At 75.1% G+C, this 16,543-nt stretch carries 19 protein-coding genes; 13 read left to right on the forward strand and 6 right to left on the reverse strand.

The annotated features are described in order from the left end of the window. Position 1 precedes the first annotated feature (1 nt). The 6 genes from ACFY4B_RS21380 (at position 2) to ACFY4B_RS21405 (ending at position 4,015) form a co-directional block, all read left to right on the forward strand. Entirely contained in the window at positions 2–325 is a 324-nt protein-coding gene (locus ACFY4B_RS21380; protein ID WP_117490004.1) for a multidrug efflux SMR transporter, read from the forward strand. Between the two features lie 123 nt (positions 326–448). Then, positions 449–940 (forward strand): hypothetical protein, encoded by a 492-nt coding sequence (locus ACFY4B_RS21385; RefSeq protein ID WP_074001651.1) that lies wholly within the window; start codon positions 449–451, stop codon positions 938–940. Between the two features lie 169 nt (positions 941–1,109). Next, positions 1,110–1,406 (forward strand): hypothetical protein, encoded by a 297-nt coding sequence (locus tag ACFY4B_RS21390; protein ID WP_049654274.1) that lies wholly within the window; start codon positions 1,110–1,112, stop codon positions 1,404–1,406. After that, complete coding sequence (locus ACFY4B_RS21395) at positions 1,403–2,722, forward strand: putative T7SS-secreted protein (RefSeq protein ID WP_074001652.1); 1,320 nt, start codon at positions 1,403–1,405, stop codon at positions 2,720–2,722. The genes ACFY4B_RS21390 and ACFY4B_RS21395 overlap by 4 nt, the downstream gene beginning before the upstream one ends. Next, positions 2,715–3,386 (forward strand): hypothetical protein, encoded by a 672-nt coding sequence (locus ACFY4B_RS21400; protein WP_375873261.1) that lies wholly within the window; start codon positions 2,715–2,717, stop codon positions 3,384–3,386. Before ACFY4B_RS21395 ends, ACFY4B_RS21400 begins: the two co-directional genes overlap by 8 nt. Further along, complete coding sequence (locus ACFY4B_RS21405; protein WP_387825809.1) at positions 3,383–4,015, forward strand: hypothetical protein; 633 nt, start codon at positions 3,383–3,385, stop codon at positions 4,013–4,015. The genes ACFY4B_RS21400 and ACFY4B_RS21405 overlap by 4 nt, the downstream gene beginning before the upstream one ends. A gap of 62 nt (positions 4,016–4,077) precedes the next feature. On the opposite strand, the gene ACFY4B_RS21410 is transcribed toward ACFY4B_RS21405, so the two are convergent. From ACFY4B_RS21410 to ACFY4B_RS21430, 5 genes are all read right to left on the reverse strand, one after another. Further along, positions 4,078–4,752, reverse strand: coding sequence for a phosphonatase-like hydrolase (locus tag ACFY4B_RS21410; protein WP_387969872.1), 675 nt, complete (start codon positions 4,750–4,752; stop codon positions 4,078–4,080). A gap of 41 nt (positions 4,753–4,793) precedes the next feature. After that, positions 4,794–5,915: a TIGR03364 family FAD-dependent oxidoreductase gene (locus tag ACFY4B_RS21415; protein ID WP_049654265.1), complete on the reverse strand. Its 1,122-nt coding sequence runs from the start codon at positions 5,913–5,915 to the stop codon at positions 4,794–4,796. Between the two features lie 115 nt (positions 5,916–6,030). Continuing rightward, a complete protein-coding gene (locus tag ACFY4B_RS21420; RefSeq protein WP_049654261.1) occupies positions 6,031–6,546 on the reverse strand; it encodes a pyridoxamine 5'-phosphate oxidase family protein in 516 nt (171 codons plus the stop codon). A gap of 148 nt (positions 6,547–6,694) precedes the next feature. Beyond that, positions 6,695–7,366, reverse strand: coding sequence for a phosphatase PAP2 family protein (locus tag ACFY4B_RS21425; protein WP_387969875.1), 672 nt, complete (start codon positions 7,364–7,366; stop codon positions 6,695–6,697). After that, positions 7,363–8,031, reverse strand: a complete 669-nt coding sequence (locus ACFY4B_RS21430; RefSeq protein ID WP_049654256.1) for a DedA family protein — start codon at positions 8,029–8,031, stop codon at positions 7,363–7,365. The genes ACFY4B_RS21425 and ACFY4B_RS21430 overlap by 4 nt, the downstream gene beginning before the upstream one ends. Before the next feature lie 114 nt (positions 8,032–8,145). On the opposite strand from ACFY4B_RS21430, the gene ACFY4B_RS21435 reads away from it, so the two are divergent. From ACFY4B_RS21435 to ACFY4B_RS21445, 3 genes are all read left to right on the forward strand, one after another. Beyond that, on the forward strand, positions 8,146–8,550 hold the full coding sequence (locus ACFY4B_RS21435) for a BlaI/MecI/CopY family transcriptional regulator (RefSeq protein ID WP_049654255.1): 405 nt from the start codon (positions 8,146–8,148) through the stop codon (positions 8,548–8,550). Next, the gene (locus tag ACFY4B_RS21440; RefSeq protein WP_387969877.1) at positions 8,547–9,671 is read left to right on the forward strand and encodes a M56 family metallopeptidase; all 1,125 of its coding nucleotides are present in this window, start codon (positions 8,547–8,549) and stop codon (positions 9,669–9,671) included. The genes ACFY4B_RS21435 and ACFY4B_RS21440 overlap by 4 nt, the downstream gene beginning before the upstream one ends. A 169-nt stretch (positions 9,672–9,840) precedes the next feature. Next, positions 9,841–11,277, forward strand: a complete 1,437-nt coding sequence (locus ACFY4B_RS21445) for a helix-turn-helix domain-containing protein (protein ID WP_220450064.1) — start codon at positions 9,841–9,843, stop codon at positions 11,275–11,277. 30 nt (positions 11,278–11,307) lie between these two features. On the opposite strand, the gene ACFY4B_RS21450 is transcribed toward ACFY4B_RS21445, so the two are convergent. Next, on the reverse strand, positions 11,308–11,808 hold the full coding sequence (locus tag ACFY4B_RS21450) for an SsgA family sporulation/cell division regulator (RefSeq protein WP_074001657.1): 501 nt from the start codon (positions 11,806–11,808) through the stop codon (positions 11,308–11,310). A 329-nt stretch (positions 11,809–12,137) separates the two neighbouring features. On the opposite strand from ACFY4B_RS21450, the gene ACFY4B_RS21455 reads away from it, so the two are divergent. The 4 genes from ACFY4B_RS21455 (at position 12,138) to ACFY4B_RS21470 (ending at position 16,533) form a co-directional block, all read left to right on the forward strand. Beyond that, on the forward strand, positions 12,138–13,361 hold the full coding sequence (locus ACFY4B_RS21455) for a hypothetical protein (protein ID WP_387969880.1): 1,224 nt from the start codon (positions 12,138–12,140) through the stop codon (positions 13,359–13,361). Between the two features lie 160 nt (positions 13,362–13,521). Beyond that, complete coding sequence (locus tag ACFY4B_RS21460) at positions 13,522–14,859, forward strand: TerD family protein (protein ID WP_387969883.1); 1,338 nt, start codon at positions 13,522–13,524, stop codon at positions 14,857–14,859. Between the two features lie 124 nt (positions 14,860–14,983). Next, positions 14,984–15,949, forward strand: coding sequence for an SGNH/GDSL hydrolase family protein (locus ACFY4B_RS21465; protein ID WP_387969885.1), 966 nt, complete (start codon positions 14,984–14,986; stop codon positions 15,947–15,949). A gap of 59 nt (positions 15,950–16,008) precedes the next feature. After that, positions 16,009–16,533, forward strand: coding sequence for a GNAT family N-acetyltransferase (locus tag ACFY4B_RS21470; protein ID WP_387969888.1), 525 nt, complete (start codon positions 16,009–16,011; stop codon positions 16,531–16,533). Positions 16,534–16,543 lie beyond the last annotated feature (10 nt).

Here is a 16,543-nt window from a genome sequence, read left to right on the forward strand (position 1 = left end):
CATGCCCTATCTCCTGCTCGCCCTGGCCATCATCAGCGAGGTCTGCGCCACCAGCTGCCTCAAGCTCACCGAGGGGTTCACCCGGCTCTGGCCGAGCCTCGGCGTCGGTGTCGGCTACGCGCTCTCCTTCCTGCTGCTCGGCCGCGCGCTCAAGCACATACCGGTCTCGGTCGCCTACGCGGTCTGGTCCGGGGCCGGCACCGCGGCGGTCGCCGGGATCGGGGTGGTCGCCTTCGGCGAGTCGCTCGGGCGGCTCCAGTGGCTGGGGATCGCGCTGGTGATCGTCGGGGTGGTCGTGCTCAACCTCAGGGGCGGGCACTCCTGACGCCGTTTCCGCCGCCCTTTCTGACGGTCCGTCAACTCTAAATTCGCTGGTCAACTCCCCTGCCGGGGCGGGAAGTCGGATGTGCCGACGACCCGCCCCGGACGCTTCGCTACGGTGTCCCCCATGACGGACCCCCGCCCACACCACTACCGCTTCGTCCACCGCGAGCTGGCCCGCCAGGTGCTGGAGTTCGGCCCGCGCGTGGCCACCCCGACCCCGGACGGCGGCAGCCTGCTGCCCGTCGTCACCCAGATCTGGGACGACCTCGGCAGCACCCTGCCGCCCGAGGACCGCCTGCCCGACCACGGCCTCGACTGCCGGCACCTGTCGGTCGACGGCCACCACATGCTGCTGGTCACCCTGCCCGCCCCGGTCGGCGCCACCGAGGCCCACTTCGTCGCCGCCGTCCAGCCGGGCGGCGCCAGGACCGTCCGCTACGTGACCCTGGAGCACGCGTTCAGCCCCTTCGACGGCAGCCCCGGCACCGTCCTCGGCGAGTGGACCGCCGAGAGCCACCTCAACCACGGCCCGGGGCCCTCCCCCGTCGCCGAGCTGTTCGTCACGGCCGTGGTGCGGCTCGTCACCCCGAAGAAGCGCGGCTTCTGGCGCCGCTGAGACCGACCGTACGTATACACCTCGAAGCTGGGCCGCCGACGTCAAGAAGGCGTCGACGGCCCGTAAAGGTCCCGTAACGACCGCCTCCGGTTCCGACCGTGACGATCTCTCCCCGGTCGGCTGGAGCTATGCTCGCCCGGTCCGACAATCGACGCATCGGGGGGCGAAAGTGTCCGACTTCAAAGTCAGTACCGAATTCCTCGCAAAACTGGCCCAAGACCTCAAAGGCTGTGCCGACGAACTCGACCAGGGCCTCAAGGCCTTCGAGGCGGCCGGCCACACCGGCACCGGCTTCGACTTCCTGGACGAGGCCTGCGGGCACTTCAAGGACAAGTGGCAGTTCGGCCTGAAGAAGGTCCGCGAGTGCGTCAAGGCCCTGGACGAGGGCCTTGAGCAGGTGCAGAAGAACTACGACGGCACCGAGCAGAGCATCGTCAAGGTCCTCGCCCCGGCGGGGCAGTCGTGAGCGCCCCCACGCCGGCGCCCGACTGGTCCGGCCTCGGCTTCAACCCCACGCCCGGCGACTCCGCCGCCGTCACCGCGCTCAGCACCAGCCTGCGCCGGGTCGGCCAGCACCTGAGCGGTGTGCACACCACGCTCTCCCAGATCTCCAACAACGAGGGCCAGTGGACGGGTGAGGCCGCCAAGAAGTTCTCCGAGCAGTTCGGCAAGCTCCCCGGCTACCTCCAGGACGCCGCCGACTCGATCACCTCGGCCTACACGGCGCTCGACGTCTGGTACAAGGCGCTGACCGAACACCAGCCCAAGGCCGCCGAGTTGGCCGCCTCCGCGGTCGCCGCCAAGAAGAAGAAGGAGGAGGCGGACAAGGCCCACAGCGCCGCGGCCGCCGCCCCCGACCTCCAACTGGCCGGCCGCTCCTACCCCGACGACGCCAGCCTCGCCGCCGCGGAGCAGCGCTACAACACGGCGAAGAACCACCTGGACTCCGCCGCCGGTCTGCTCACCAGCGCCTCCAACGAGCTGGCCGGCCTCCAGAAGCAGGCCCACGAGCTCGCCGGGACCCACAAGTCGGACGCCCAGAAGACGGCCGAGGCCGTCCGCAAGGCCGCCGACAGCAAGGCCCCGCCGGAGCCGGGCATGCTCAGCAAGATCGGCGACTGGTTCAGCAAGCACGGCGGGGACCTGCTGACGGTGGCCTCCGGCATCTGCGGCGTCGCGGCCATCTTCTGCCCCGCGTTCGCCCTGCCCGCCATCCTGCTGAGCGTCGGCGCGGCGGGCCTGCACGCCAAGCAGTACGGCATCAAGGGCCTGATGCCGACCAGTTGGGACAACCTCGGCAACGACCTCACCCTGGCCGGCGACCTCCTCGGGGCCCTGCCCGGAGGCGCCCTCCTCAAGGGCGGGGTCACCGCGTTCCGGGGCGCCCGCGCCGCCGAGGGCGGGGCCAAGGCCGTGAGCGCCGGCGCCAAGGAGATCCGCGTCGCCGCCCGGGCGATGGACCCGGCCAGCCCGATCTTCACCACCGCGATCGAGAAGCCCGCCATGAAGCTCGGGCTCTCCAAGGCCGCCGCGATGAACGTCTCCGACGGCGTGCAGGCGGCCAGCGGGGTCGCGCTGACGGCCCCCACCGCGGCCGGCCTCTTCACCGACAGCCCGAGCCCGGGGCTGGGCGCCGCGATCAACTACACCACCGGCGGCGGCACCGCGCTCAACGGAGCCGGCGGCGCCATCGGCGGCAGCGGCAAGGGCCGGATCCTGCCCGCCCTGCTCGGCGGCGGCAGCGCGATCGTCACCGGTGTCTGGGGAGTGGGACATGACTGATACGACCATGCCGTCCGTCTGGCTCTCCCTGCCCGAGGGGTTCACGGACATCGACCTGGCCGAGGACCCGGGCGACCGGATGAGCCGGATCGTGGACGGGCTCGACGGGCTCACCGACGCCGGTCCGGAGCAGAAGCTCGGCATCGCCGTCTCCGCCGAGCTCGCCCTCCAGGCACAGCTGCGCGAGGGTGCGGTGCACGTCTCCAACTGCCTGGTGCAGACCGAGGAGGGCGAGATCGTCCAGGGCGTGTTCAGCCTTTACCTGCGCGAGCAGGAGCAGGGCGCCCCGGGCGGCTACCCCCAGCGCGTCGCCCGGGAGCTCGCGACCGCCTGGCCGGACGCCGACATCGAGGTCCTCGACTTCCCGCTCGGCCGGGCCGCCGTGACCGTCCGCGACCTGGCCGTGCCCGTCTCCGGGACGGCCTACGGCCTGCCGGGATCGGGCATCACCACCGTCCGCCAGCTGGAGGCCCTGTTCGCGCACCCGTGGAGCCCCCACGTGCTCGCCGTCGTCTTCTCCACCCAGCACCTGGACTACTGGGACGGCTGGTCGGTCCTGGTGGGCGCCGCCATCAGCGGGATCTCCTTCTACCCCCCGCTGAACGAGACGTCGAACGCCCTGCCGCCCGAGCGGCAGGACAACATCCGGAAGGCCTTCGGGTGACGATCACCCAGCCCGACCAGGGCACCACCCGGAGCGGGCCCCGCCGACTCGGCGGGGCCCTGGCCCTCATCGCCGTCACCACGGCGGTGCTCGTCGGCGTCATCGCGCTGGACGTCTACGTCAACTCGTTCCTCGCCGCGGTGGTGGGGCTCGCCTACCCGCTGATCGTGCTGTACGCGTTCGCCGTGCGCCGCGACGCCGACAGCAACCCCCGGTTCCAGAAGAACATGGTCGCCTGGGGCCTGGGCATCTCCGTCGTCGGCTTCGTCGCCTACCTGGCCGGTACCGAGGCCTGGGCGAACCTGATCCTGGGTTCGGGGCGGACCGTGCAGGCCGTGGTCGTCGACGAGAAGGTCACCGACGCCCTCCACGGCACCGGGCGGGCGTACAGCCTGGCCTCCACGGAGCTGAACGACGACGTGCCGGGCGGCCCGCTCACGGAGAGCTCCCCCCGGTTCAAGCGCGGCCAGGTGATCACCGTCCGGATGGACCCGGCCGGGCGGGTCGCCCCCAAGCTCCCCGGCGAGGCCGACTCCTCCGCCTACCTGCTGGCGTTCCTCGGCTGCAACGTCCTGATCGACGGCACCCTGCTCTGGTCGGTGCGCCGGCCGAAGGAGTCGTCCGCCTGAGCCGGCCGGTCGCCTGAGCCCACCGTTCCGCCCCGGGCCGCCGCCCGGGGCGGAACGCCGCATCAGCCCAGCAGCGCGGGCAGTTCGGCGATCGAGCCGAGGACGTGGGTGGCGCCGTCGGCCCGCAGCCGGGCCTCGTCGTGGGCGCCGGTGAGGACGCCCGCGACGACCGGGGCGCCGGCCCGGGTGCCGGTCAGCATGTCGTAGCCGGTGTCGCCGGCGACGGCGATCTGGCGGACCGAGTCGGTGCCGGTGCGCAGCAGGGCGGTGAGCGCGAGGTCGGGGTACGGGCGGCCGCGGCCGGCCTCGGCGGGGCAGAGGGTCAGGTCGGCGACGGACCGCCAGCCGAGGGCGTCCAGGATGCGGTCCTGGGTGGCCCGGGAGAAGCCGGTGGTGAGGACCACCTTGCGGCCCTGGCCGCGCAGTTCGGCGATGGCCTCGGCGGCGCCGGGCAGGGCGGCGCAGTGCCCGGCGTCGACCAGGTCGTGGTAGGCGGCCTCGAAGGCGGTGTTGGCCTGCTGGGCCTTCTCCTCCGCGCCGAACAGGTGCCGGAAGACGGAGATCTTGGACTCGCCCATGGTGGCCCGGACGTGGGCCAGCATCGGGTCGAACTCCGGGCTGCCGGCCTCGACGCCGAGCGCCGCGGCGGCAGCGGTGAAGGCCTGCTCGACGAGGCCGTCGTCGGCCACGGTGGTGCCGGCCATGTCGAGCACGACCAGGCGGATGTCTGCGGTCACAGCGGTATCGGTCACAGCGGTGTTGCTCACAGCGGCGTTCCTTACAGGTTGGCGAGGTCGGCGGTGGTCTCGGCGATGGCGGGCGAGCAGGTCATGCCGCGGCCGCCGGGGCCGGTGACCAGCCAGACGCCGTCGCGCACGCGCTCGCGGTGGACGACCCGGGTGGTGTCGACGCACTGCGCGTACACCCCGGCCCAGCGGCGGCGGATCCGCGGCATCGGGCGGCCGAGCAGGTCCTCGACGACGCCGACCAGGTGGTCGTACGGGTCCTCGACGACGTCGAAGCCGAACGGCTGGTCGTACTCGTGGGTGTCGCCGATGGTCAGGCCGCCGTCGCGGCGCTGGACCATCAGCAGCTGCATCCGGTGCTCGGCGGCGACGGGCGGCTGCGGCTGGGTCTCGCGCAGCCGGTCCAGGGCGGTGCCGGCGAAGGCGGGGTAGTAGCGGAAGCTGTCGCCGTCGGCGACGGAGGTGGTGAGGGTCTCGCCGAGCGGGTCGGTCTGCATCATCTGGAGCCGCACCCGGCGGACCGGCAGGGCGGGGGCGAGTTCGCGGACCAGGCCGCCGAGCCAGGCGCCGGTGCAGAGGACCACCAGGTCGCCGGTGTGGACGTCGCCGTGGTCGTCGCGGACGGCGTTCTCGCCGACCACCTCGCGCACCTCGCGCCCGGGCAGGAAGGTGTACCGGCCGGTGGCCTCCAGGGCGGCGCGCAGCGCGGGCTGGGCGGTGCGGGGTTCGACGGCGGCGTCGCGCCCGCACCACAGGGCGCCGAGCAGCTTGCCGCGCAGGGCCGGGTTGGCGGCGCGGGTCTCGTCCGGGTCGAGCAGCCGGTAGCCGCGGGCGGCGGCGTCCGGCAGGGCCAGGGCCTGTTCAGCGACGGCGAGTTCGGCCTCGGTGCGGATCGCGGTGAGCGATCCGTTGGCCCGGAAGCCGAGGTCCGGGACGCGGGCGCCGATGGACTCCCACAGTTCGCGGGCGCGCAGCGCGGTGTCCAGTTCCTCGCCCTGCGCGCGGCCGCTGACCCAGACCAGGCCGAAGTTGCGCACCGAGGCGCCGCGCGCCTCGGTCTCGCGCTCCAGGTGGACGACCTCGTGGCCGCGTTCGACGGCCTGCCAGGCGTGCATGCTGCCCAGGACGCCTGCTCCTACGACGATGACTCTCATGCGTCCAGGCTGGTGCGCCCGGGTGTCCGAGGGGCGTCGGGACGCCGTCCCGCAGATGAACCACCTGGGAAGTTGTACAGACAACCCGTCGGCCACCCCGAGGCCGCCGCGGCGGCTACGACCGCACCACCCGGGCCCGCAGGTAGTTGCGCCGCCCGAAGTTCGGCTCGTCCACCGCCGTCAGCTCCTCCACCTGGAACCGGTACAGCGCCGCCGCCCCGCCCCCGGTCAGGAACTGCCGTCGGACCTCCTCGTCCCGCGCGAAGACCGGGTAGCGCCCCTGGTAGGCGGCCAGCGCCGCCTCGGCCTGCCGCCCCCAGGCCTCGCTCGCGCTGCCGGTCAGCTGGAGGCCGCGCAGCTGCTCGCCGAAGACCGGCGGCGGCAGGAAGACGGTGGCGGCGGCCCGGGCCTCCTCGGCCAGGTGGTGGCTGTGCCGGGTGGAGCGCTCGCTGACGAAGTAGAGGACGAGGTCGTCGTCGTACGCGAAGAAGGCCAGGTTGGCGTGCGGGCCGTGCTCGTGGCCCGCGGTGGCGAGGGTGAGCACCATGGCCTCGGCCAGCAGCCCCTCGACGCCCTTGTGCAGCAGGTCGCCCGGCCAGTCCCCCTGCGTGATGTCGAGTCGGTACGGCATTCGGCACTCCCTCCGCTGGCACGCCCGGCGCCCGCGCGCCCGAGCACGACTGAGCCGGGCGGGCGCCCCCCGAAGGAGGCTCCACGCCCGGCTCACATGCTCCACCCGCCGTCCGAGACCGGACAAGGGGCAGGGGCGGAAGTCCGGCTCAGCGCTGCCGGGACTCGTACGACGCGTACCCGCGGGCCACGACCGGCGGCTGCCCCGGTCCGAGCAGCGGCCGCAGCGCGCCCGCCCGCATCCGGTCCACCAGCGGCCCGCAGCGCCCGGCGAGCGGCGCCAGCACCGCCGCGGCCAGCAGCCCGACCAGCGCGCCCACCGCCACGTCGTGCGGGTAGTGCACGCCGACCCAGACCCGGGAGGCGGCCATCAGCACCGCGAACAGGCCGGCCACCAGGCCGAGCCGCCGGTTGACGAACCAGAGCGCGGTCGCGGCGGCGAAGGCGATCACCGAGTGGTTGCTCGGGAAGGACCAGTCCCCGGCGCCCGGGCAGGTCTCCAGCGAGACGCTGCCGGGGATCTGAGCGCACGGCCGGAGTTCCTCGACCGCGCCCTTGAACACCGAGTTGACGCCGTACGCGACGACCACGATCAGCGGCGAGGCGAGCACCCTGGCCATCACGGCCGAGTCCGCGCCGCGCGCCCGCCACCAGGCGTAGAGCATGAAGACCGCGAACAGCCCGAGGCCGAGCGCCGACCAGACCTTGATCAGCTCGTCCAGCCAGTGCGGCGCCGACTGCGCCCAGCCGTTGACCCGGGTGTACAGGCCGCCGTCGATTCCGCTGCCGTCGTACACGGCGAGCGCCCTGGAGGGCGTCACATGTCACCTCCGTGACGTCGCGCCTTACGGGCGCGGAACAGTTCGAGAACAATAGGGAGCACGGAGACAACTACTACCAGACCGATGATCGGCAGCAGGTACTGGTCGATACCGGGGATGGACGAGCCCAGCCCGTACCCGGCGAACACCACGCCGACCGTCCAGACCACGCCTCCGGCCACCTGCCACAGGGTGAACGAGCGGACCGGCACGTCGAGCACGCCGCAGAGCGGATTCAGCACCGTTCGGACCACCGGAATGAACCGGGCGAGCACGATCGCCTTGCCGTGGCCGTACTTGGCGAGCAGCTCCTCGGCCCGCGCCACGCCCTCCAGCAGGCTCTTGCGCCTGGTCCGGCCGAGCAGCGCCCGGCCGCCGCGCCGGCCGATCAGGTAGCCGACCTGGGCGCCGACGAGCGCGCCGACCAGGGCGGCGGGCAGCACCTGCCACAGGTGCAGCTGCGGGCCCTTGGTGGCGCCGGGCACGCAGAGCAGCCCCGCGGTGAACAGCAGCGAGTCGCCGGGCAGGAAGAAGCCCACCAGCAGCCCGGTCTCGGCGAACAGCACGACGGCGATGCCGAGCGCGCCGAAGGCGGCGAGCAGTGAGGACGCGTCCAGCGGGTTCACCGCGAGGTGAACGGCCGGATCGGCGAGGAACTGGAGCAAGGCCGACGGACCTCCCGTACGTTGGAGGGCGGTTCGCACCGAACCCGCCCGGACCGTCTACAGTTGCGTAGACGGTCTACACGACTGTAGACGATACTTGGAGGAAGCGCCGCCATGCCCGACGTACCGTCCGCCCGCCGGCCCGCCGGGGAGCTGGAGGCCGAGGTGCTGGCCGCCCTCTGGTCCGCCCGGCAGCCGATGACGCCGCAGGACGTCCAGGCCGCGCTCGGCGGGGACCTCGCCCGCACCACCATCGCGACGATCCTGGCCCGGCTGTTCGACAAGGGGACGGTCGAGCGCACCCGGGCCGGCCGCGCCTACGCCTACACCCCGACCGTCCAGGACACCGCCGGGCTCGCCGCCCGCCGGATGCACACCGAGCTCGGCCGCGAGACCGACCGCTCCACCGTGCTGGCCCGCTTCGTCTCCGACCTCTCCGCCGAGGACGAGCAGCTGCTGCGCGACCTCCTCGGCGACGGCAACCCCGGGGCTCAGACACCGGGAACGGCGGGCCGATGATGCTCGCCGTCTGGGTCCCCCTGCTGCTGCCCTTCCTGGCCGCCCCGCTGGCCCGCCGCCTCGCCGATGCGCTGCCGCCGCGGGCCGCCGCCTGGATGCTGGCCGGCAGCGCCGCCGTCCTGGCCGGCGGCACCCTCTGCTCGCTCGGCCTGCTGGCCGCCGCCGGACTGCTCCAGCTCCCGCCGGTCGCCGCCCTCGGCCACCTCTCGCTGCCCTGGCTCACCGCGGCCGCGCCCGACGCGCCGTTCCCGGCCGCGCTGGCCGCCCTGGCCCTCCTCGCGCTCGGCGCCCTGGCGGTGCGCACCGCCCGCCGACGGCTGCGGGAGCTGCGCGCCGCCCGGGCCGCGCTCCCGGCCGACGCGCACCGCGCGGAGCCCTCCGACGGCCCCCGTCCGGACCGTGGACCTTCCCCCGCCCAGCATCCGGACACGCGCCCCCCGCGCGCCTCCGTGCGCTGGTCACGCCCCCCGGCATGGCCGGCGGCGCTCCTCCGGCCCGCCGCCCTGCTGCGGCCCGCCGACCACCCGCTCACCGTCCTCGACGACGAGTGCGCCGACGCCTTCGCCCTGCCCGGCCGCCTGGGCCGCCCCGGCCGACCGGGCGAGCCCGGCCGGATCGTGGTCACCTCCGGCATGCTGCGCGCCCTCAGCGGCCCCGAGCGCTCCGCCCTGCTCGCCCACGAACGGGCCCACCTGACCGCCCGCCACCACCTCTTCCTCGCCCTCGCCGAGCACGCCGCCGACGTCCACCCGGCACTCCGCCCGCTGCGCGCGCCCCTCGGCTACCACCTGGAGCGCTGGGCCGACGAGGTGGCCGCCGCCCGGGTCGGCGACCGCGCCGTCACCGCCCGCGCGGTCGGCCGGGCCGCCCTGGCCGCGAGCCGCTCCCCCTGGCCGGCCCGCCCCCGGCTGGTCGCCGCCGCCCACTCCGGCCCGGTCCCGCGCCGGGTCGCCGCACTGCTCCAGCCCCGCCCGGCCACCGCCCCCGGCACCTGGCTGCGGGCCGCCGCCGTGGCCCTGGCCGCCTGCCTGGCGCTGAGCACCGGCGCCGCCCTGGAGGCCGGCGCCGACCTGCACCACACCGTGGAGGCGGCCCAGCAGGGCTCCGGCACGCAGCGCTGACCCCGTCCGGCCGTCAGGCGGTACGGCGGTACGGAACGCGGGCCCGCGTTCCGTACCGCCCGGTATGCCGACTTGCCCGACCCCGTCCCCAGCGGCCCACCGCCCCCGTACGCTTTCGTCAGCGCGTCGGCCCCGACGCGTCCTCGAACGGCGGCGAGGAGCGAAGCGAGTGCGGCAGACCGGACGGCAGTCCCGACGACCCGAGCGCCGCACCCCGCCGACCGCGTCGGAGCTGGCCAAGGTCCACGACCGCACCCTCGCCGACGCCGCCGCCCGGGAACTGGCCGTTCCCGCCCTCACCGAGGAGACCGGCGGCCCCGGCCTGCTCGAACCCCGCCCCGAGATCGGCGACTCCTGGGCCCGGCTGCGCCGCCTCGGCCTCGACCCCGACACCGGCGCCGCCGCCGTCCTGCTGGGCCCCGGCGAAATCGAACAGCGCCGCCGCACCAGCGGACTCGACGCCGTCCTGCCGGTGCTGCGCGAGACCCTGCTGGAGGTGGGCGGAGCGGCCCCGCTGCTGCTGGCCGTCGCCGACGCCGAGGGCCACGTGCTCTGGCAGGAGGGCGAGCGCGGCCTGCGCCGCAGCGCCGACCGGATCGGCTTCATCACCGGCGCCCGCTGGATCGAGGAGAGCGTCGGCACCAACGGCATCGCGGTCGCGCTGCGCGCCCGGCGCCCGATGCACGTCCACTCCGCCGAGCACTACCTGCGCAGCCACCACGCCTGGACCTGCGTGGCCGCGCCGGTGCGCGACCCCGGGACCGGACGGCTGGTCGGCGCCATCAACCTGAGCGGCCCGGCGCACAGCGTCCGCCCGTTCCTGATCCAGCTCACCGCCACCGCCGCCCGGCTCGCCGAGGCCGAGCTGCGCGCCCACCGGCTGGAGGCGCTGCACCAGCTGCGCGCCCTGGCCGCCCCGCTGCTCGCCCGGGTCGGCGGCCCGGCGCTGGTGGTCGACGCGGCCGGCTGGACCGCCGCCGCCGCCGGGCTGCCGCCGCCCAGCCGGCTGCGGGTGCCCAGCGAGGGCTGGACCCCGGCCACCGTGCACTGGGTGCCCGGCCTCGGCGAGTGCGCGCTGGAGCCGCTCGCCGACGGCTGGCTGGTGCGCCCGGTCCGGCCGCCCGAGGAGGACGGCTCCGGCACGGTGACCGCCGAACAGGCCGAGGGCGCCCACCTGCGGCTCGACCTGCGCCGCCCGGACCGCCCCGAGCTGTCCGTCCGGGGCGCGGCCGACAGCTGGTCGCACCCGCTCAGCCCGCGCCACGCCGAACTGCTGCTCCTGCTCGCCACCGGACGCGAGGGCAGCACCGCCGCCCAGCTCGCCGAGGCGCTGTTCGGCGACGCGGGCCGGACGGTGACGGTCCGCGCCGAGCTGTCCCGGCTGCGCCGCTACCTGGGCGGGCTGCTGGCCCACCGGCCGTACCGGATCGCCGAGTCGGTGCTGGTCAGCGTGGACGGGCCGGACGACCCGTACGACCTGCTGCCCGCCTCCTCGGCCCCGGCCGTCCGGCGGCTGCGGGCCGCGCTGGCGGCGGGGACGGCCCGGTTGCCCGGCGCGCCGCCCCTCGCGCCGCCGTGCGCCGCCGGGCCGCCGGAGCGCCGCTGACGGTCTGTCCCGGCTTCCGGGGGCGGAGCCTCAGCCCTCGGCGAGCAGCGCGGCCAGCTCGGCGTCGGTGGGGCCGCAGTGGCGCTCCTGGTGCTCGGAGACCAGCGCGTAGGTGCGGTCCAGCCAGGCCTGCACCCGGGGCTTGGAGGCCTCCAGCAGCGCGCTGCCGTGCGGGGATTCGAGCGCCAGGTGCAGCGTCGAGCCGTGGCACGGGCAGTACGCCGGCCACAGTTTGACGTCGCCCTGGCCGCTCAGCGCGCGCAGGCCGTCGCGCAGCAGTTCGCGCGAGAACACCCAGTCCGCCTCGTCCGGCCGCCCCAGGTGGAAGGTCAGCAGCACCTCGTACGGGCGCGCGGCGGTGAACCGGAACCGGGTGCGCACCTCGCCGACCACCTCCTCGCCCAGCGAGATCCGCAGGATCAGCACCTCCTCCACCGCCGCCGGAGCGGCGGTGGAGACCTCCCCATCGCCGCCCGTGGGGGTGGCGGCGAGGGGTGCACTGGAGGCTGCGGACAGCGGGTCGGACGGCATGACGGTCTCTCCGGGACGGCGTGGGATGCCCTCAGCCTGCGTCACGCCCGGTACGGCGGGCAAGGGTTGCAAGGGGGTTGCAATAACCCCCGGCCGAGCCTTCCTTCCCCTGTCGGCGCTTATCAGACGGAGCGTCAACTTCCGTGTGGCGCACGGATGTCCGCGAAGTGGAGGGGGTGCGACCGGGCCACGGCCGCCCGCTGGTACGCTCTCCCCTCTCCCCACGCGGGCCCGCGTGGAACCGGCCCTCCGCGGCCGGAGCCGGGCCCGGCGGCGGCGCGTGGGAGAATACGGCGACGCGACGGCGGCTTCGGGGAGGGAGGGGTCCGGTGGCTGTGCGCGAGGACACCGCGCGGGACGTGCAGCACGAGCCCGCACGGCAGGGCCGGCACGGGCGGCCGCGCCCGTTCGGCGGCCTGTTCCGGCTGCCCACCCTGCGCTTCTCCGGCGCCGCGATGGCGATGTCCACCGTGGTCGGCATCAGCATCGCGACCACCCTGCTGCTCAACGAACAGCAGGGGATCGGCCGCCGGGCCGGCGTCGCCCGGGTCGGCAGCACCCCGCCGCCCACGCCGGGCGCCACCGAGGAGGCCGAGGCGGTCTCGGCGCAGACCCCGACCGACGGCCCGTCGTCCTCCCCCGCCGCGAACCGGCCCTCGACGCACCCGTCCACGCACCGCTCGGTGGACCCCCCGGTCGCCGCCTCCCCGCCCGCGCCCCGCGCGACGGTCCCGGGCGCACCCCAGACCGGCGGCCAGGCCTCGGCCGGGCAGGACGCACCCGCCTCAGGCACCCAGCTCGCGGGCACCGAAGCCGGGCTGCTCGGCGCCACGGCCCCGGCCGGCCCCTCGCCCTCCCCTTCCGTCTCCGTCCCGGCCCCGGGCGCCAAGCAGCCCGGCTTCGGCCCGCCCACCCCCGGCCGCCCGGCGCCGCCGCCCGCCCTGCCCGTCCCGGACACCGACGGCGCGGCGGACACCGGCGACACCCCGGACACCGACGGCACCGACGGCACCGACGGCACCGATGGCACCGACGACAGCGCGGACACCGACCACGCGCTGACCGGCGCCGCCCGGGTCTCCCCGCTGGGCCGCGACGGCCTGCGCCACCAGCTCACCCTCGCGGCCACCGAGCCGGTCACCGCGTTCCAGGCCGAGTTCCGGCTCGTCCCGGGCGAGTCGGCCGCCGGCCCCGGCTCCGCCTGGACCGACCTGCCGGGCGCCGTGGTGACCGTCCAGCAGGAGCGCGGCACCCTCGTCTACCGCTTCACCACCCCGCCCGGCACCGACGTCCGGCCCGGCCGCTACACCTTCGGCGTCCGCGGCGCCCGTCCGGCGGCCGACCCGTCCGCCGTGGTGCGCAAGTCGGCCCCGACGGAGAGCTGGAGCGTCTCCGCCTTCGCCCTCGACCGCCCCCGCGCGGTCGCGGCGCTCGGCTCCTTCGGCCCGCCGCCGCCGTCCGCCGAGCCGTACGCGCCCGGCACCCCGGCCGCCACGCCGCTCGCCGCACCGGCGTCCACCCCGACCGCGACCCCGACCGCCGCGGCCCGCTGAGCCGCCGACGGCCCGCAGCGGACGATCGTCCGACGATCCGACAGCCGGCCCCGCCGGACGGGCGCATCCCCGCACCCTCGTTCGTTACTGTGGGCAGCACCCGGCCCGGCGCCCCCAACGGCCCCGGCCGGGCCGCCGTTCCGCACCCGAGGAGGAGTCCGTGCCCACCGTCCTGACCCAAGGCGGCAACGCACCGCTGACCGCCGCGCGAGTGACCGTCGAGGTCACCGCGCCCAAGGCGCTGGACGTCTCCGGCCTGCTGCTGACCGATGCCGGAAAGGTCCGCTCCGACGACGACTTCGTCTTCTTCAACGCCCCGAACGGCCCCGGCGTCAGCCACCGCCCGGCCTCCGCCGGCACCCCCGACGCGATCACCGTCGACACCCGGGCCGTCCCGGCCGGGATCACCAAGATCGTGGTCACCGCGAGCCCCGCCGACCAGGTCTCCACCTTCGCCGGGACGGAGCCCACCGCCACCGTCCGCGACGCCGACACCGGCGAGGTGCTGGTCACCTTCACCCCGCCCCGGCTGGGCCTGGAGACCGCGCTCATCGTGGTCGAGGTCTACCAGCGGGGCGGCGCCTGGAAGGTGCGCGCGGTCGGCCAGGGCTACGCCGACGGCCTCGCGGGCATCGCCACCGACTTCGGCGTCACCGTCGACGACTCCCCGGCCCCCGCGCCCGCCGCCCCGGTGGCGGCGGCCGCACCGCCCGTACCGCCGGCCCCGATGGACCGGACCATCCAGCTCCCGACCGCTCCGCCGGCCGCCCCGCCCGTGCCGCCCGCACCGGCGGCCTCCCCGATCGACCCGCGGATCGCCCTCGCCACCGGCCAGACCGCCATCCCTGCCCCGCCCGCGGCTCCCCCGGCGCCCGCGGCTCCCCCGGCGCCCGCCGCGCCCCCGGCCCCGGCCGCCCCCGGCAAGGTCACCCTGGACAAGGGCCGGGTCAACCTGGTCAAGGGCAGCTCGGTCTCCCTGGTCAAGAACGGCCGCCCCTTCCTCTCCTCCGTCCGGATGGCCCTCGGCTGGAAGTCCGCCGCCCGCGGCCGCGACATCGACCTGGACGCCTCCTGCCTCGCCTTCGACGCCCGCCACAAGCGGCTGGAGACGGCCTGGTTCATGAAGCTGAGCATCTTCAACGGCGCGATCTCCCACTCCGGCGACAACCTGGTCGGCGGCGAGGGCGGCGACGACGAGGCGATCACCGTCCACCTGGAGGGCCTGCCGGCCGAGGTCCACGCGCTGGTCTTCGTCGTGAACTCCTTCTCCGGCCAGAGGTTCACCGAGGTGCGCGACGCCTACTGCCGCCTGCTGGACGCCCGGACGGAGGAGGAGCTGGTCCGCTTCGACCTCACCAACTCCGAGCCCCACACCGGTGTGATGATGTGCAAGCTGGTCCGCCGCCCGGGCGGCGAGTGGGAGATGACGGCGCTCGGCGAGTACGTCGACGGCAAGACCGCGCGGGCGATGATCGAGCCCGCCGCCGCGACGCTCTGACACCCGGCGTCACCGTCCTGCCCGTGGTTTCACCCTCCCGAGGCATCAAGTCGTCCACAGAGCGACTCGATTGACTCTCAGGAGGGTGAAACCGCACTCTCCCCCTATCCCCAGGAGGAGAGCCGTGCCACGCTTCCTGTCCCGCCTCGCCGTCGCCGGCATCGCCACCGTGCTCGCCGCCGGGCTGATCAGCCCGACCACCTCCCAGGCCGCCGCCCGGCCGGGCACCCGCGCCGGCGCACTGAGCTGGACGGCCCTCGGCGACTCCTACACCGCCGGGGTCATCGAGGCCACCGGCGACGAGACCGCGCCCCGCGACGGCTGCGCCCGGACCGTCGACTCCTACCCCGAGATCATCCGCCGCGACCTCGGCTCCCTGGCCGACCTGCGGAACGTCAGCTGCAGCGGCGCCACCACCGACGGCGTCGACGTGACCGCGCAGGCCCCGCTCGGCCGCCCGCTCCCGCCGCTCGGCACCGACCCGAACGGCCCCTACCCGCCCGTCCCACCGCAGATCGACGCCGTCGACCCGGCCACCGAGCTGGTCACCGTCGGGATCGGCGGCAACGACCTCGGCTTCGCCGAGATCCTCAAGAGCTGCATCGAACTCGGCGCCGTCCAGCTCGGCCGGGGCACGCCCTGCAAGGACAAGTTCGACGCGGGCCTGCCCGACCGCTTCGCCCGGCTGCGCAACGGCTACGACCGGATGCTGACCGCGCTGCACGCCAAGGCCCCGTCCGCCAGGATCCTCACCGTCGGCTACCCGCACCTCGTCCCCGAGAACGCCGGGCTCTGCCAGTTCGGCAACCTCCTGCAGTTCGGCACCTTCACCGGCGGCGACCTCGTCTGGGCCCGCACCGCGATCGTGGAACCGCTCAACGCGCTCGTCGCCCGGAGCACCGCCGCCCACGGCGACACCTTCGTGGACCTCTACCCCGCCAGCGCCGGCCACAGCGTCTGCGACGCCGACCACTGGCTGGACGGCGTGCTGACCAGCGTCCTCCCCCTCGAGTACGCCGTGGTGCACCCCAACGCCACCGGCCAGGCGCACACCGCCGCCCTGGTCGAGAAGGCCGTCCTCGGCGGCTGACCGGCCGCTCCGACCGAAAACCGCTGGCCCGCCCACCCCTCGAGCATCATCCTGGTCCGATGCCCCTGCCCACGCCCGCGCCCGTGCCCGCTCCCGTCCGCATCCGCGAAGCCGTCCCCGAGGACTGGCCGGACATCTGGCCGTTCTTCCACACCGTCGTCGCCGCCGGCGAGACCTTCCCCTACCCCCTGGACATGTCCTCCGAGCTGGGCCGGGAGTGGTGGATGCTCGCCGCCCCGAACCGCACGGTGGTCGCGGTGGACGGGGACGGGCGGATCCTCGGCACCGCCACCATGAGCCGCAACCGCCCCGGCAACGGCTCGCACGTGGCCAGCGCCAGCTACCTGGTCGACCCGGCCCACCACGGCCGGGGGATCGGGCGGGCCCTGGTCGAGTACACCCTCGACTGGGCCCGCCGCTCCGGCTTCCGCGCCATGCAGTTCAACGCCGTGGTCGCCACCAACCACCACGCCGTGCGGCTCTACGAGTCGCTCGGCTTCGAGGTCGTCGGCACCGTCCCCGAGTCCTTCGACCACCCCGTGGACGGCTACGTCGGCCTGCACGTCATGTACCGGAAGCTGTAACGCCTTTACT

Source organism: Kitasatospora sp. NPDC001261, from assembly GCF_042896795.1.
In the GTDB taxonomy this organism is placed as follows: domain Bacteria; phylum Actinomycetota; class Actinomycetes; order Streptomycetales; family Streptomycetaceae; genus Kitasatospora.